We start from the raw sequence: 16,378 nt of genomic DNA on the forward strand, positions 1-16,378 counted from the left end.
CCATGACCCTAACTTCTACCAAGCCCCTGTTGGGCTGTATTGCCGACGATTTCACAGGCGCCACTGACCTCGCCAACAACTTGGTTCGCGCTGGCATGCGCACTGTGCAAACCATTGGTGTGCCCACCAACAACCAAACGGTTGATGCGGACGCCATCGTGGTGGCGCTCAAGTCACGCACCATTCCCGCCAGAGACGCCATTGCGCAATCGTTGGAAGCGTATGCATGGCTGAAAGCTCAAGGCGTCGAGCAGATTTATTTCAAATACTGCTCCACTTTTGACTCCACCCCCGAAGGCAACATCGGCCCTGTGACTGAAGCGTTGATGGATGCCATTCATGGCAAGGGGCAAGGCTTCACCATCGTCTGCCCCGCCTTCCCTGAAAACAACCGAACCATCTTCAAAGGCCACTTGTTTGTGGGCGACGTGTTGCTGTCTGACAGCGGCATGCGCAACCACCCACTCACCCCCATGACCGATGCCAACTTGGTGCGCGTCATGCAATCACAAACCCAACGCAAGGTCGGCTTGGTGGAACAGTCCTGCGTCGCAGCTGGGCCTGATGCCATTCGCGCGCGTTTCGAAACGTTGCAAGCCGAAGGCGTTGGCGTCGCCGTGATCGACGCCATCAGCAACCTAGACCTCATGCACATGGGCCAAGCCTTGGCAGATCTGCCGCTGGTCACCGCAGGTTCTGGCGTCGCCATTGGCTTACCTCAAAACTGGAAAGCACGCGGTGCATTAGCAGCCAACGCCAAAGCCGACACACTGGCTGCTGCCACCGGTTACCAAGCTGTAGTCTCTGGCAGCTGCTCAGTCGCCACCAACGCGCAGGTGCAGCACTGGCGTGCAAGCGGTAAGCCCGCATTTGCCATCGATCCTTTGGCGATTGCATCTGGCACCGACGTGGTGACGCAAGCTCTGCAGTGGGCAACACCTTTACTCGCCCGAGGCCCTGTGCTGATTTACGCCACCGCCGAACCCGAAGCCGTCAAAGCCATTCAAAGCCAACTGGGTGTCACCCAAGCGGGTGAACTGGTGGAACACACCTTGTCGAGCATCGCCAAAGGCTTGGTGCAAGCCGGTGTGCGTCAACTCGTAGTGGCTGGTGGCGAAACATCGGGGGCCGTGGTGCAAGCCCTCGAGGTAGAACGCATGGTCATCGGCCCGCAAATTGATCCGGGCGTGCCATGGACATCGGTGACATCACCCGTGTGTAACGGCGATACAGTGCATGTCACCTTGAAATCTGGCAACTTTGGCACGCATGATTTTTTTGAAAAATCATTTGCACAGCTCAAATGATGCCCCATCCGTGACCACCCCATGAACGAACTCGAATCTCGCCAAGAAATTTGCCGCATCGGCGCATCGCTTTACGCACGTGGCTATGTGCACGCCAGTGCGGGCAACATCAGCGTCAAGCTCGATGACGGTAGCTTCTTCATCACACCCACCGATGCGTGCCTAGGCAACTTGGTGGCCAGTGAACTGGCCCATGTCGGGGCTGACGGCGTGCAGCTCAGCGGCGCACGCGCTTCCAAAACATTGGTCTTACATCGCAGCATTTACGAAGCATCACAGCAAGCACGCTGCGTGATTCACACCCATGCCACACACTTGGTGAGCCTCACACTGCAAGGCGTGTGGCGTGACACCGACATCGTGCCGCCCATCACACCGTATTACGTGATGAAAGTTGGCCATGTGCCGCTGATTGCCTACCAACGCCCAGGTGCCCCAGGTGTTACCACTGAAGTCACCTCACGCATTGCACAAAGCGTTGCCGCACACACCCCCATTCGCGGCGTGATGCTAGAGCGCCTTGGCCCCGTGGTCTGGCACGCCAGCCCTGCCGAAGCCAGCGCAGTACTGGAAGAACTCGAAGAAACCGCCAAGCTGTGGCTCATGTCCGATCGCCAAGCCACCGCTTTGAGCGAAGCCCAAATTCAAGAACTGCGAGAGACCTTTGGGGCTCTTTGGTAAACCATTCATTCCACACACACCTATGCCACGTTTCGCCGCCAACCTCAGCATGCTCTACAACGAGCACGAATTTTTAGACCGCTTTGCCGCCGCTGCCAAAGACGGTTTCAAAGCTGTTGAATATTTGTTCCCCTACGCATTCGATGCACATGAGCTCAAGCAACGCTTGAGCGACAACGGCTTGCAACAAGTGCTCTTCAACGCACCGCCTGGCGACTGGGATGCAGGTGAACGCGGCTTGGCTTGCTTACCCGGGCGCGAAAGCGAATTTCAAGAAGGCTTTCACAAAGCCTTGGCTTATGCAGACACCTTGAATTGCCCTCGCATCCACGTCATGGCAGGCCTCAAGCCACAAGGCGCAGACGTGGCCACGCTTGAAAAAACCTATATCCAAAACATCACATGGGCAGCAACCGAAGCAAAGAAGTCTGGCCGCGATGTCTTGATTGAACCCATCAACACCCGTGACATTCCCGGCTTTTTCTTGAATTACCAAGAACAAGCCCACAACATCGTTGAGCACATCGGAGCCTCCAACGTGAAAGTGCAGATGGACCTCTACCACTGCCAAATCATGGAAGGCGACTTGGCCACCAAGATTCGCCAGTACTTGCCTACAGGGCGCGTTGGTCACTTTCAAATTGCGGGTGTGCCCATGCGCCACGAGCCAGATTTGGGCGAGCTCAACCACCCTTACCTCTTTGACGTGATTGACGAAGTGTCTGCCGCTTGTAGCTGGGAGGGTTGGATTGGCTGCGAGTACCGCCCTGCGCGTGGCGCTGTACCCAACGGTACGCACGATGGTTTGACTTGGTTTCACCAACAAGGATAAGACATGACAACCCTTGGCATGATCGGTATTGGGATGATGGGCCATGGTATTGCCAGCAATTTGGTCAAACACGGACACACGCTTTCGGTGCTGGCCCATGCAGGCAACCAACCCATCGATGATTTGGTGCAACACGGCGTCAAAACCTTCAACACCCCTAAAGACTTGGCTGCACATTCAGATGTGGTGATCTTGTGCGTCACCGGTAGCCCGCAAGTCGAAGCCGTGCTGCTGGGCGAAGACGGTGTACTCAAAGGACTGCGCCCCAACACGATCGTGATTGATTGCTCCACCGCCATGCCAGCTTCGACCGAGAAAATTGCGCAAGCGGTGGTCGCGCAAGGTGGCTTGTTCATGGATGCGCCCATGACACGCACGCCCAAAGAGGCCGCTGAAGGTCGCCTGAACTTGTTGGTAGGTGCTGACGCCGCCCTGTTTGAAACCTGCCGTCCCCTCTTGGCATGCTTTGCTGAAAACATTGTGCATGTGGGGCCTGTAGGCTCTGGGCACCGCATGAAGCTGCTGCACAACTATGTGTCGCTCGGCTCGGTAGCCTTGTTGGCAGAGGCTGCAGCCTGCGCTCAAATCGGTGGTGTGAATCCGCAGACCTTTGTTGATGTGCTTGCCATGGGTGGCGGCTGGGGGGCACCGCTAGAACGCTTGAAACCATTCCTGCTGAACCACGACAACACTGGCCTGCGTTTCACCATCGCCAACGCGTTGAAAGACTTGACCTACTACAACGACATGGCCGAGCACATGCAGGCTGAGCATGCTGTGGCGTCTGCCATTCAAACCACATTGAAAGCTGCCTGTGACCAACATCAAGGCACGCTTTTGATGCCTGACTTGGTGGATGTGTTCGCACAGCGGCCCCACTAAACCAACAGGATTTCTCAATCACTCACCCGGGGGATGTATGCGCAAATTTCTAACGCTTTGTTTGTCTATATTTGTCTACCTTCAGAGTTCAGCAGCCATGGCGCAAACTTTTCCTAATCAAAAAACCGAAGTGTGGACAGCGAAAGATTTTCGCTTTCACACCGGTGAGGTCATGCCGTCACTGAACATTGGCTACACCACGCTTGGCAATCCCGCAGGTGAACCCGTGGTCATTCTTCATGGCACCACTGGCACAGGCGTGGGCATGCTCAATACAGCTTTCGGGGGTGAACTCTTCGGCCCTGGTCAACCTTTGGATGCAGCTAAATATTTCATTGTGTTGCCTGACTCGATTGGCACGGGCAAATCTAGCAAGCCATCAGACGGCATGCGCGCGAAGTTTCCTCGCTACAACTATGACGACATGGTGTTGGCGCAATACCGATTGCTCACGGAAGGTTTGAAGCTCAAACATGTGCGCATGGTGCTGGGCAACTCCATGGGCGGCATGCAAACATGGCTGTGGGGCATTCAATACCCCGGCTTCTCCGACATCTTGGTACCGATGGCTGCCATGCCCTCCGAAATGTCAGGCCGCAACTGGATGATGCGCCGCCTCATCATTGACAGCATCCGCAACGACCCCGAATGGATGAATGGCAACTACACGCAGCAACCGCGAAGCTTGCAATTTGCATCGGTCTTTTATGCCATTGGCACCAACGGCGGCAATCAAGGTTTACAACGCTTGGCCCCCACGCGTGAGAAAGCCGATCAACTGCTCAACCAACGGCTCAGTGCACCTTTCTCTGGCGATGCCAACGACCATTTGTACCAATGGGATGCATCGCGCGATTACAACCCGCTGGCACAACTTGAAAAAATCAAAGCCACCCTGTTGGCCATCAACTCTGCCGATGACGAACGCAATCCACCAGAGCTCAATGTGATGAACAAGGCTTTGGCAAGAATCCCCAATGCACGCTTGCTACTGATTCCTGGCAGCGACCAAACCGCTGGCCATGGCACCACCGGTCAAGCCAAATGGTGGAAAAACGAAGTGGCTGCTTTGTTGCAAACTGCCCCACGTTTGCCTTAATTCGCTGCCGTTATTCAGCAGGGCTGCTTGGCGCGTTGCGCGCCGGCTTTGGCCATGGCTTCAAAGCTCCCGTTCAAGCGGTTTTTAATGAAGTACTCAATCACCGCTTTTGGAAAGACCGAATCAGGCTCTGATTCGGTTCGGTATTTGAACCATGTCCCTTGACTTCCTGGCTCTAAGCGCCAGCCGCCTTTGTACGATTTAGCCTCGCCTCTGATCTGAACAAAGTCAGTACCTTGATTGGGTAGCTCTGACACCTCCATGACCATGCGCATCTTGATGGGGAACAACAAAATGCGCTCTTGCAACACGCGTTCGACCCTCGCCCTATTGGCCTCCAAGCGCGTGGTGACAGATGACACCACGCCTGGTATTTGGGTTGCTGCATCGTAATCCGTGAGATACCGGTAGGACTGACACAAGCTCAACGGAAGGAAGAAACTAGCTTGCGTGTGAAACACATCGCCTTGTTGCGTCACATCGACTTTGATTTGGTAATCCTCCGCAGCAGAGGTAGCCAGACACACACTTGCAAGCACCCATGCACACCATGACAGTTTCATTTGCATCTCCCTGTTTGAAGCATGTTACAACCTACACATGAAATACCTACACACCATGGTCCGAGTGACCAACCTTGACGCCTCGTTGCGTTTTTACAGAGACGCCCTAGGCCTCAGCGTACTTCGCATCAACGAATACCCACAAGGGCGTTTCACCTTGGTTTACTTGGCAGCGCCCGACGATGAAGAGGCGCAATTAGAGCTGACTTACAACTGGGATCCTGAGGTCTACAGCGGCGGACGCAATTTCGGTCATTTGGCTTACGCGGTCGACAACATTTATACGATGTGTGAAAAGTTGCAGAGCCATGGCGTGACCATTCTTCGACCACCACGCGATGGCCGCATGGCCTTTGTCCGTTCGCCAGACAATATCTCCATTGAGTTGCTACAAAAAGGTGACGCCTTGGCCCCTCAATCGCCCTGGATCGACATGCCCAATGTGGGCACTTGGTGAGGTCCAAGCGCCCATGAAAAAAGGGCTCCCGATTGGGAACCCTTTTTAATTTTTGGGGTGGCTGATGGGGCTCGAACCCACGACAACAGGAATCACAATCCTGGACTCTACCAACTGAGCTACAGCCACCGTAGAAGCCAAAATTATAACCTAGCTATTTTGATTTCCGCCTTGAATTTTTCTTTTAATAGCTTGTAGTAAGCCAAACCTTCCGCAGAGGCCCACCACTGCGCGTATTGGTCACGTTCACGCGCGATGCCTTCAGCGTTAGAGGTGTCACGCGGCAACACTTTTTCAACTTTCACCACGGCATAGCCATTGGTACCCAAGTCCACGCCCACCCAAGCTGGCAAGGCTTGCGTGCTGGCACGCAAAGCTGCTTCTACCAATGTGGATGGTTGGGCTTGCTTTGACTCGCGTGACACCACAATGGATGCGGGCAACTTAGCAGCATCGGGGCTGGCTTTCCATTCGGCTAACTTCGCGACGCCTTCGGCGCGTGCACGCTCAGTGGCTTGCTTGGCCACCACTTGCTCACGCACACGGGTTTTGACTTCATCCAAAGGCAAAGTACGTGCAGGGCTGTAGTTGGTGATGCGTGCAGCAGCCAACACATTGGGAGCCAACTCCACCGCCTCGGTGTTGCGCTTTTTCTCAATCGAGTCTTGTGAGAAAACGGCAGCCAAGAGTTTGGGGTTGTTCGCTGCAGTGTTTCCAACAACAGGCTCGCGGGCCAAGTTGCTAGCAGTTTGCACTTCTAACTTCAAGCGTTCTGCCGCTGGCTTCAAGCTGTCTGACTGCTCGTACACGATGTTGGTGAACTGCTCTGCCGCTTCAGCAAATTTGCGCTGCGCCAGTTGAGCGCGCACTTCTTGTTCGAGCTTGGCGCGTTGCGACTCAAAGCTTTTTTGCTCGGGCTGCTTGATATCCGTCAATCGAATGATGTGAAAGCCAAATTCAGTTTCCACCACACCACTGATCTCGCCCTTTTTCAAAGCAAATGCAGCATCTTCAAAAGGCTTGACCATGGCGCCACGACCAAAGAAATCAAGATCACCACCTTTGGTGGCGGAGCCTGTGTCTTGCGAGTTTTTACGCGCCAATTCAGCAAATTGATTGGGCGACTTTTGGACTTCGGTCAACAAAGCTTGCGCTTTGGCACGCGCCGCATCACGCTCTGCAGCAGGTGCGCCTTTATCGGCATTGATCAAAATGTGGCTGGCACGACGTTCTTCCAACCCTGCCAATCGGGCTGAATTTTGTTCGTAGTACGACTTGAGCTCCGCCTCAGGCACCACGATGTCTTTTTGCACGGCGGCCAAGTTCAACACCACGTATTCAATGTCGGCACGCTCAGTCGACTGAAACTTATCGGCGTTGGCTTTGTAATACGCCTCCAGCTCTGCGTCTGTTAGGTTGATTTGGCTCACAAAGTCAGCAGGCGCGAAACGAGCCACTTGCACTTGGCGTTGCTCATAAAACGCATTCAAAGTCACATCAGCCAAAGCCGCTGAACTGAAGCTCGTCACCCCCACGCCCGACATGACTTGACGAGACGCCAAATCACCGCGTACTTGCGCTTCAAACGATTCGGGTGACATGCCCTGCGTGGCCAACAGTTGGCGATAGCGTTCCATGTCCAGGGTGCCATCGGCACGACGCAAGGCCGCAATGGTTGGGTTTTGTTGCAACTCGGCGGCTAGGCGTGCATCGCTTGCCCCCAAGTGGAGTTTGTTGGCAGCCACTTGCAACAAGCGGTCGCGCACCATGCGCTCGAGCGTGCTGTATTTGGCTTCTGGCGTGTCAAACAATTTCACGTCCACATTGGGCATATTGCTGCGCATGCGCTCGACTTGACTGCGATGTGCAGCATCCCACTCGGCTTGCGTGATGCTATGGCCATCCACCGTAGCCACAGTGGCACCGCCCTCACGGAAACGGTTGTAGCCCTCTAAGCCAAACAAAACGAAAGACGGGAAGATCAACAGGAACAGCAAAAACTGCATGACCCGTGTGTGCTTGCGAACAAAATCAAACATGTGATGGACTCATCGTGAAATCGGAGAAGCCAAGAAAAAAGGCGAACCATTGAGTTCGCCTTTTTAATGGGTGGTGGGTGCTGACGGGGTCGAACCGCCGACCTACTGCGTGTAAGGCAGCCGCTCTGCCAACTGAGCTAAGCACCCAACCGAAACCGCAAATTAGTTCAAGGCGTCTTTCAAACCCTTGCCTGGACGGAACTTAGGCACCTTGGCTGCCTTGATCTTGATCGCTGCGCCAGTGCGTGGGTTACGGCCAGTGCGAGCGGCACGCTTGCCGACTGCAAAAGTACCGAAACCAACCAAAGAAACTGTGCCGCCTTTTTTCAAGGTGGTCTTCACAGCACCGATGGTGGACTCGAGTGCACGAGTAGCCGCTGCTTTAGAAATATCAGCGTGCTTGGCGATGTATTCAATCAGTTCAGTCTTATTCACAAAAATCCCCTCTCAATGAGATGTGATGTTGGTCAATGGGTGTACTAGTTTACTAGCACGACGTGATTTCACGCTACCGTGGATGTTGACATCTCGATGCAATGTGCCTCTTCAAAGAGAAACTGTACACAACACGGCATGGAATCGAATTCTAGTCGTTTTTGGGACTGAAAATCACAAAGCTTCAGCAATCGCACGCCCGAGATCAGAAGTATTCGCGTTACCCCCAATGTCTGGTGTCTTAGGTGCACCACTCTTAGGTTCTAGTACTTTCTCGATCGCAGCCATCACTGCGTCATGCGCCTCTTTGTGGCCCAAAAATTCCAGCATCATCGCGCCGCACCAAATTTGACCAATCGGATTGGCAATGCCTTTGCCTGCAATATCTGGCGCAGAACCATGCACGGGCTCAAAGAGCGAAGGAAACTTGCGATCAGGATTCAAGTTGGCGCTAGGCGCAATGCCGATCGTGCCCGTACAGGCTGGACCTAAATCACTCAAGATATCGCCGAATAAATTGCTAGCCACCACCACATCAAAGAAGTCGGGGCGCTGCACAAAGTGCGCGGTCAAGATGTCGATGTGGAACTTGTCCACATTGATGTCTGGGTAGTGCTTGGCCATCTCCGCCACGCGCTCATCCCAATAAGGCATGGTGATGGCAATGCCGTTGGATTTGGTGGCGCTGGTCAGGTGCTTGTTGGGACGGGTTTGAGCCAACTCAAACGCAAACTTCAACACACGGTCCACACCGATGCGTGACATCACCGTTTCTTGCATCACGATCTCGCGCTCGGTACCAGGGTACATGCGCCCACCAATGCTGGAATATTCACCCTCGGTGTTCTCGCGCACGATGTACATATCAATCTCACCCGGCTGGCGTGGCGAGCCATCACGGCGCACCACGGGCGCGATGATGCCGGGCATCAAGCGCGCAGGTCGCAAATTGATGTACTGGTCAAACTCACGGCGAAACATGAGCAAAGAACCCCACAACGAAATATGGTCTGGAATTTTGTCGGGCCAGCCCACTGCACCAAAGTACAAAGCATCGTGACCGCCGATTTGGTCTTTCCAATCGTCGGGCAACATCTTGCCGTGTTTCTCGTAATAGTCCCAGCTTGAAAAATCAAAGTGGTCGAACTTCAGGTCAATGCCAAACTTGCGTGCCGCCGCGTCCATGACGCGAATGCCTTCAGGCATTACTTCTTTACCAATGCCATCCCCTGCAATCACTGCAATGCGTTTTTGACTCATCGTTCACCTTTAAAAATCAAGCGGCAATTTTAGGAGGCCGCACCACCAGGCTCACGCCCAAAGCGGTCAGCGCCATGCCCGTGAGTGTCACCCAGGTGATTGGTTCACCAAACAACACCCATGCAATCAAGGCGGTGGTTGGCGGCACCAAATACATCAAGCTCGTCACACTGGTGGCCGCACCACGTTGAATCAACATATACAGCAACGAGCTCGCTCCCACAGTCAGGCCCACCACGGCCCAGGCCATGGCCCCCATCATTTCGGGGTTCCACAAGGCAGGCTCTGCCTCGCTCAGTGCAATCGGCAAGGTAAACACATAAGCCGCCAACAGCTGCACCGTGTTGGCTGTGCGCACATCACACGGTTTGACAAAATGTTTTTGATACAAGGTGCCCGTGGTGATGGCGCACAAGGCCATGACGATCATGGTCAAGCTCCAGGGCGTTACCTCCACCCCGCTTTGCAGCTTAGGCCACACCACCAAACTCAACCCCAGCAAGCCCAACACCAAGCCTTGCCATTGACGCCGCGTGATGTGCCCACCGCGTGACGACAACCACATGGCCGTGATGACGGGCTGCAAGCCGACGATGAGCGCAGTCAGCCCAGCGCCCATGCCGGCTTTGACTGCCGCCCATACACCGCCCAAGTACAAGGCGTGCATCAAGATGCCCGTCACACTCAGGTGCAACCACTGCGCCCTTCCCTTGGGCCAAGGCACACGCGCCCACACGATCCAAGGCACAAAACACGCAATGGAAAAAATGTAACGCCACAACAAAAAAGTAAACGGTGGCGAGTTGGGCATGCCGTAGCGCGCCACGATAAAGCCCGTGCTCCAAATGAGCACAAACACCGCAGGCATGAGCTGCAAGCCCGTGCGATCGTTAGATTCGCTCATTACTTGGCGTGATCCAAGATATCAGGCCAAGCTTTTTGCAAGTAGTAGACCATCGACCAAACGGTGAGCACGCCAGCCACCCAAATCAGTACCGTGCCCCATAAGGCGGTATCAATCACACCAAACAAAGTTCCGTCGTACAGCAAGAAGGGAATCGCCACCATTTGCACTGTCGTTTTGAGTTTGCCCAACACATGCACTGCCACGCTGCGTGAAGCACCGATTTGCGCCATCCACTCACGTAAGGCAGAAATCGCGATTTCTCGGCCGATGATGATGAGCGCCACCAACACATCGGCGCGGTCTAAGTGCACCAACACCAACAGGCTGGCACAGACCAAAAACTTATCTGCAACGGGGTCGAGGAACGCGCCAAAAGCAGAAGACTGGTTGAGCTTGCGCGCCAAGTAGCCATCCAACCAGTCGGTCAACGCAAACACCACAAACATCACGGTGGCCCACAGGTTGCGCTCCGCTGTTTCGATGGGCAAATAAAACAACCCCACGATGAGCGGAATGGCCGCAATACGAGCCAGCGTCATGAGCGTAGGGATGGTCCACATAAGGGTTACTCGTAAATGATCTGTGATTGTCCGTCGTGCGCTTGTGCCATCCAACTGGCCAAGGCCGCATCGCTGGGGAAGAATTTGGCGTTATCGCCCAACTGTACGTCAGCCGTAGCACCGTCGCGCAAGAGCTTCAATCGAACCCCCATGCCACGCACCAGTTCTCCCTGCTCCGACTGTTCCACTTTGGCGGGGTGCTCACGCAAGATACGGGCGATGTCCGGCGATGTGCCATTGACGGTGACGCTGAGGTATTTGCCAAAGCGGCAACGCGCCTGCTCCAAGCTCCACACCTGTTGGATGGACAAACGCAAGCCGCCCGAAAAACGGTCGGGCTGCGCTTTGCCCATGATGATGACCATCTCGTCATCTTTCAGGGTGTTGCGGTAGGTGTTGATGGTGGCCTCGTCGGCCGTGGCTTCGATCACCGCAGATTTGTCGTCGAGCTTGAAGATGGCGAGCTTGCCACGCTGCCCGTTGATCACACGCATATCGCTCACGATGCCCGCCAGCAACTGCGGTTCACGTGAATCCATCAGATCTTCAATGCGCGTGCGCGCAAAGCGGCGCACTTCGCGCTCCACCTCATCAAACAAATGACCGGACAGGTAAAAGCCCAGTGCCACCTTCTCGTGCGTGAGGCGCTCTTTCACGCCCCAGGGCAGCATCTCGACATACTCAGGCTCTTGCGTACTGGAACCGTGGGCGTCTTCGCCCATCATGTCAAACAAGCCACCTTGGTTGGCGTTGGCTTCACTCGCAGCAGCAAAGTCAAACGCACGCTCCACACTGGCCAGCAGTTCGGCGCGGTTGAGGTGCAAGTTGTCAAACGCACCCGCTTTGATGAGGGCTTCCACCGTGCGTTTGTTCATGCGCGTGCGGTCCACACGGCGGCAGAAATCAAACAAGCTGGTGAAGGGACCGCCCTCTTCGCGTGCGGCCATGATGGCTTCAATCGCTTGCTGGCCTGAGCCTTTGATGGCGCCCAAGCCGTAGCGAATCACTTTGTCCGAGATGGGCTCAAAACGGTAGCGGCCACGGTTGACGTCGGGCGACTCAAACGTGAGCCCCATTTTTTGCGCGTCTTCAAACAACACCTTGAGCTTGTCGGTGTTGTCCATTTCCACGGTCATGTTGGCGCAGAAAAACTCTGCGGTGTAGTGCACCTTGAGCCAACCCGTGTGATACGCGAGCAAAGAATAAGCCGCCGCGTGCGACTTGTTAAAGCCGTAGCCCGCGAACTTCTCCATCAAGTCAAAGATCTCGTCCGCTTTGTCTTGGTTGATGTTGTTTTTGGCTGCACCTGCACGGAAAATTTCGCGGTGTTCCGCCATCTCTTCGGGCTTTTTCTTACCCATGGCGCGGCGCAACATGTCAGCGCCACCGAGTGAGTAGCCGCCCAAAATCTGCGCGGTCTGCATCACCTGCTCTTGGTACACCATGATGCCGTAGGTCTCCGACAGCATCTGCGCCACCATGGGGTGCGGGTACTCAATCTCTTCGCGGCCGTGCTTACGCGCGACAAAGCTCGGAATCAGGTCCATTGGGCCTGGGCGATACAAAGCGTTGAGCGCAATCAAGTCTTCCAAGCGCGTGGGACGCGCGTCGCGCAACATGCCTTGCATGCCGCGACTTTCAAACTGGAACACAGCTTCGGTTTTGCCGTCTTGGAACAAGCGATAGGTCGGCCCATCGTCCAGCGGAATGTTTTCAAAGGCAAAGTTCTCTTGGCCCTTGTGACGCGCCATGATGAACTCGCGCGCAATCTCCAAAATGGTCAGCGTGGCCAAGCCCAAAAAGTCGAACTTCACCAAGCCCGCGGCTTCGACGTCGTCTTTGTCAAACTGGCTCACCGCCGATTCGCTGCCGGGCTGTTGGTACAGCGGGCAGAAGTCGGTCAGCTTGCCCGGCGCAATCAACACGCCACCGGCGTGCATGCCCACGTTGCGCGTCATGCCTTCGAGCTTTTGCGCCAGCTCCAACAGGGTTTTGACTTCGTCTTCTTTGGCCAAACGCTCAGCCAAGATGGGCTCGACCTCAATCGCACCGGCGATGGTGATGTGCTGGCCTGGCTTGTTGGGAATCAAGCCACTGATGCCCTTGCAGAAAGTGTAGCTCATATCGAGCACACGGCCCACGTCGCCAATCGCAGCGCGCGCGGCCATGGTGCCGAAGGTCGCAATTTGCGACACGGCTTCACGGCCGTATTTGTCTTTCACGTAGTCAATCACGCGGTCGCGGTTGGTTTGGCAAAAGTCAATGTCAAAGTCGGGCATCGACACCCGCTCGGGGTTCAAGAAACGCTCGAACAGCAAGTTGTATTGCAGCGGGTCAAGGTCGGTGATCTTGAGCGCATACGCCACCAACGAGCCCGCACCCGAACCACGGCCAGGTCCTACTGGGCAGCCATTGTTTTTGGCCCACTGAATGAAATCACCCACGATCAAGAAGTAGCCGGGAAAACCCATGTTCAAAATCGTGGTCAGCTCAAACTCCAAACGCTCCACATAGCGTGGGCGTTCGGCATCGCGTTTGGTCGCGTCTGGGTACAAATGCACCAAGCGTTCTTCCAAACCTTCGTGCGACACGTGGCGGAAATAGTCTTCCACCGACATGACCACGCCATTCACAGGCGGAATGGGAAAGTTAGGCAACTGCGGCTTGCCCAACACCAGCGTGAGGTTGCAACGCTTGGCAATCTCCACCGTATTGGCAATGGCACTGGGCACATCGGCAAACAGCTCGCACATTTGTGCGGACGATTTGAAATACTGCTCGCGGGTGAACTTGCGCACACGGCGTTGGTTGCCCAAGATTTCGCCTTCGGCAATGCACACCCGCGCTTCGTGCGCTTCGTAGTCGTCTGGCGCAGTGAACTGCACGGGGTGCGTGGCCACCACGGGCAGCTTCAAGCGTGCGGCGAGTTGAACCGCTGCGCTCACATGCGTCTCGTCGTCGGCGCGGCCTGCACGCTGCAGCTCAATGTAAAAACGATGCGGGAAGATGCCCGCCATCTGCAAAGCTACCTCACCCGCACGCGTGGTGTCACCCTGCACCAAGGCTTGGCCTACCGCACCGGCTTGTGCGCCCGACAAAGCAATGAGGCCTTGCGACAACTCTTGCAGCCATTCGAGCTTGATGACGGCCACGGCCTTATGCACGTTTTGCGTCCAGCCACGGCTGAGCAATTCGCACAAATTCAAATAGCCCTGATGGGTTTGCACCAAGAGCACCATGCGCGACGTCTGCGCCGCATCTTGGGTCAGGCTTTCTAAATAAATCTCAGCGCCCAACACGGGTTTGACGCCTTTGCCCCGCGCTTCTTTGTAAAACTTGATGCCACCAAACAGGTTGTTGATGTCGGTGATGGCCAGCGCGGGCTGTTGGTCGGCTGCGGCTGCTTTCACCACTTCGTCGATGCGGTTGGTCCCGTCAACGACAGAAAATTCAGAGTGAAGGCGCAGGTGAACAAACATGCGTCAGATTGTAGAGATTGCCGCCAACCACTTCATGGCTTGAAGACACCAAAAAGAGTGCATTTAGCGCCAATTAGCGCTGGTCATTCCTGCAACAGCGCTAAAACTTCAGAGCGGAATTCTCGGGTGTACAACACGCCAACCACCAGCAAAGTTGCCATCACAAACATAGCCGGTGAAAAAAACCACCCTAGCGCAGCAAACGAAAAGTAGTAAGCCCGCAAGCCACCATTGAAAGTTTCGGCTGCCAAACCTGTCATGGCTGCAGCGCGGTCGGCATAGTGCTGACGGTTGCTCACCTCTCCACTTTCAAAACTGTCCGCCGGCGGCATAGCACCAATCAACAACGCCACAAAGGTGTACTGGCGCATCGACCATGAAAACCGAAAAAATGAGTACACAAAAATCACCACCAACACCAAGATCTTGAACTCAAAGACCAAGATCGGGGTTTGCTCGGCAAACGGAATTTCACGCACCAGCTCGGCGGCCTTGTCGGTGGTCCCGAGCAAAGCAAACAAACCACCCAAAATCAAAATCGTGGTGGAGCAAAAAAACGCAGGCGTGTTGGACAAGGTCTGCGTGATGATGCCATCCAACATACGCGGGTCACGCGCTGTGGTTTGCAACATCCACAAATGGCGATAACGGTTGGTCATGGCCAAAATAGAGTGATGGTGCTCGCTGCTGTACTTGGCAAATGCAGCGTAGCCCACCCACACCAGCACAAAAAAGCCGAGTGCAAACCAATCGGTCCAAGGCAGCAGTTGAATGATTTTCATGGCCAGATGCTACCCAAAGAAAAAGGGCAGACCGAATCGATCTACCCTTTTATTTCATCACCCGCCTAGGACGGGTGAGCTTGAGCCCAACGCAATTAACCGCGCAGCTTGGCAGCCACTGCGGCCACGCGTTCGCCGTAGGCCTTGGCTGTGTCCAAGTCGCCTTGAGGAATGTCAGCGGCTGGGCTGGTGGGGCCCACTTGCGCCATCACGCCAGAGTTAGAACCCATGCGGTTGATGTTGCCGTCGTTCATAGCAGGCTGCCCCACCCACACCATGCCTTGTTGCATGGCCAAGGTGATGAAGTATTGGATGGTCGACAGTTTGTCGCCGCTAGGACTGGCGGAAATGGTGAAGCCACCGGCCACTTTGTCTTTCCATGCGCTGCCAAACCATTGCTTAGATGTCGCGTCAGCAAACTTCTTGAACTGCCATGAGGCCATGCCCATGTAGGTGGGTGAACCAAAGATGATGGCGTCCGCTGCATTGAGCGCTTCCCACTCGGCGTCGGTGATGTTGCCGTCTGCATCAATGGCAACGAGGGTAGCTTTAGCGCCTTCGGCCACGAATTGGGCCACGCGTTGTGTGTGGCCGTAGCCGGAGTGGTAAACGACGACAGTTTTAGTCATGGTGTGTTTCCTTGATGGGTTGATAAAGAGGTTGAAAAATGAAATGAATTATTGGGCTTCTTTTTTAGCGTCAATGCTCCAAGCGCCAGCGCCTGAAGAGACCAACGCCAACAAGCCGCCAATCACGCCGATGTTCTTGAAGAACAACAGCTGTTGCACAAACGCTTGCTCTGGCGCAGCGGCCCAAAACGCGTGGAAGAAGATGGAAGCGACCAAGGTGAACACGGCCATCACAGCGGCAACGATGCGGGTTTGAAAACCCACGATCAAAGCCACAGAACCCAAAATCTCCAAGGCCAAAGCGCCAGCTGCGGCTACCGCAGGCAATGGCAAACCGACGGACTCAATGTAGCCCACTGTGCCTTCAAAACCCGAGAGCTTGGCCAGGCCTGCAGGTAAAAACAAAGCTGCAATCAAAAGGCGACCGACGAGGTTCAAAGCGTTGTTCATGAAAACTCCTGTGCAA

General features: G+C 55.0%; 16 protein-coding genes and 2 tRNA genes. 6 read left to right on the forward strand and 12 right to left on the reverse strand.

From position 1 onward, the window contains the following. The first annotated feature begins 2 nt into the window (after positions 1–2). The 5 genes from otnK to QMG27_RS08120 are packed head-to-tail and all read left to right on the forward strand — an operon-like array spanning position 3 to position 4,801. The gene (otnK, locus tag QMG27_RS08100) at positions 3–1,307 is read left to right on the forward strand and encodes a 3-oxo-tetronate kinase (RefSeq protein WP_281810555.1); all 1,305 of its coding nucleotides are present in this window, start codon (positions 3–5) and stop codon (positions 1,305–1,307) included. 21 nt (positions 1,308–1,328) lie between these two features. Beyond that, positions 1,329–1,988: an aldolase gene (locus QMG27_RS08105; protein WP_281810556.1), complete on the forward strand. Its 660-nt coding sequence runs from the start codon at positions 1,329–1,331 to the stop codon at positions 1,986–1,988. A gap of 22 nt (positions 1,989–2,010) precedes the next feature. Continuing rightward, entirely contained in the window at positions 2,011–2,820 is an 810-nt protein-coding gene (gene otnI / locus QMG27_RS08110; protein WP_281810557.1) for a 2-oxo-tetronate isomerase, read from the forward strand. 3 nt (positions 2,821–2,823) lie between these two features. Continuing rightward, the gene (locus QMG27_RS08115; protein WP_281810558.1) at positions 2,824–3,702 is read left to right on the forward strand and encodes an NAD(P)-dependent oxidoreductase; all 879 of its coding nucleotides are present in this window, start codon (positions 2,824–2,826) and stop codon (positions 3,700–3,702) included. A gap of 37 nt (positions 3,703–3,739) precedes the next feature. Continuing rightward, positions 3,740–4,801 (forward strand): alpha/beta fold hydrolase, encoded by a 1,062-nt coding sequence (locus QMG27_RS08120; RefSeq protein WP_281810559.1) that lies wholly within the window; start codon positions 3,740–3,742, stop codon positions 4,799–4,801. A 14-nt stretch (positions 4,802–4,815) separates the two neighbouring features. Here the strand turns inward: QMG27_RS08120 and QMG27_RS08125 are convergent, their stop codons facing one another. Next, positions 4,816–5,364 carry an SRPBCC family protein gene (locus QMG27_RS08125; RefSeq protein ID WP_281810560.1) on the reverse strand — a complete coding sequence of 183 codons (549 nt, stop codon included), beginning with the start codon at positions 5,362–5,364 and terminating at the stop codon, positions 4,816–4,818. A gap of 37 nt (positions 5,365–5,401) precedes the next feature. Between QMG27_RS08125 and QMG27_RS08130 the strand changes: the two genes are divergently transcribed. Then, positions 5,402–5,821 (forward strand): VOC family protein, encoded by a 420-nt coding sequence (locus QMG27_RS08130; RefSeq protein WP_281810561.1) that lies wholly within the window; start codon positions 5,402–5,404, stop codon positions 5,819–5,821. Between the two features lie 53 nt (positions 5,822–5,874). Here QMG27_RS08130 and QMG27_RS08135 read toward each other — a convergent pair. The 11 genes from QMG27_RS08135 to QMG27_RS08185 form a co-directional block, all read right to left on the reverse strand. Next, a tRNA-His gene (locus QMG27_RS08135) sits at positions 5,875–5,950 on the reverse strand. Between the two features lie 14 nt (positions 5,951–5,964). Next, positions 5,965–7,860 carry a SurA N-terminal domain-containing protein gene (locus tag QMG27_RS08140; RefSeq protein ID WP_281810562.1) on the reverse strand — a complete coding sequence of 632 codons (1,896 nt, stop codon included), beginning with the start codon at positions 7,858–7,860 and terminating at the stop codon, positions 5,965–5,967. A gap of 71 nt (positions 7,861–7,931) precedes the next feature. Further along, positions 7,932–8,007 (reverse strand) — tRNA-Val (locus tag QMG27_RS08145). 15 nt (positions 8,008–8,022) lie between these two features. Then, entirely contained in the window at positions 8,023–8,295 is a 273-nt protein-coding gene (locus QMG27_RS08150) for an HU family DNA-binding protein (protein ID WP_281810563.1), read from the reverse strand. 174 nt (positions 8,296–8,469) lie between these two features. After that, positions 8,470–9,555: a tartrate dehydrogenase gene (locus tag QMG27_RS08155; RefSeq protein WP_281810564.1), complete on the reverse strand. Its 1,086-nt coding sequence runs from the start codon at positions 9,553–9,555 to the stop codon at positions 8,470–8,472. 16 nt (positions 9,556–9,571) lie between these two features. Next, complete coding sequence (locus QMG27_RS08160) at positions 9,572–10,459, reverse strand: DMT family transporter (RefSeq protein WP_281810565.1); 888 nt, start codon at positions 10,457–10,459, stop codon at positions 9,572–9,574. Further along, complete coding sequence (gene pgsA / locus QMG27_RS08165; protein ID WP_281810566.1) at positions 10,459–11,022, reverse strand: CDP-diacylglycerol--glycerol-3-phosphate 3-phosphatidyltransferase; 564 nt, start codon at positions 11,020–11,022, stop codon at positions 10,459–10,461. The genes QMG27_RS08160 and pgsA overlap by 1 nt, the downstream gene beginning before the upstream one ends. A 5-nt stretch (positions 11,023–11,027) precedes the next feature. Then, positions 11,028–14,501, reverse strand: a complete 3,474-nt coding sequence (gene dnaE / locus QMG27_RS08170) for a DNA polymerase III subunit alpha (protein WP_281810567.1) — start codon at positions 14,499–14,501, stop codon at positions 11,028–11,030. Between the two features lie 83 nt (positions 14,502–14,584). Beyond that, positions 14,585–15,283, reverse strand: a complete 699-nt coding sequence (locus QMG27_RS08175; protein WP_281810568.1) for a DUF599 domain-containing protein — start codon at positions 15,281–15,283, stop codon at positions 14,585–14,587. Between the two features lie 95 nt (positions 15,284–15,378). Next, on the reverse strand, positions 15,379–15,912 hold the full coding sequence (locus QMG27_RS08180) for a flavodoxin family protein (protein WP_281810569.1): 534 nt from the start codon (positions 15,910–15,912) through the stop codon (positions 15,379–15,381). A 48-nt stretch (positions 15,913–15,960) separates the two neighbouring features. After that, positions 15,961–16,362 (reverse strand): DoxX family protein, encoded by a 402-nt coding sequence (locus QMG27_RS08185; protein ID WP_281810570.1) that lies wholly within the window; start codon positions 16,360–16,362, stop codon positions 15,961–15,963. Positions 16,363–16,378 lie beyond the last annotated feature (16 nt).

This window comes from Limnohabitans sp. MORI2, from assembly GCF_027925025.1.
Taxonomy (GTDB): Bacteria; Pseudomonadota; Gammaproteobacteria; order Burkholderiales; family Burkholderiaceae_C; genus Limnohabitans.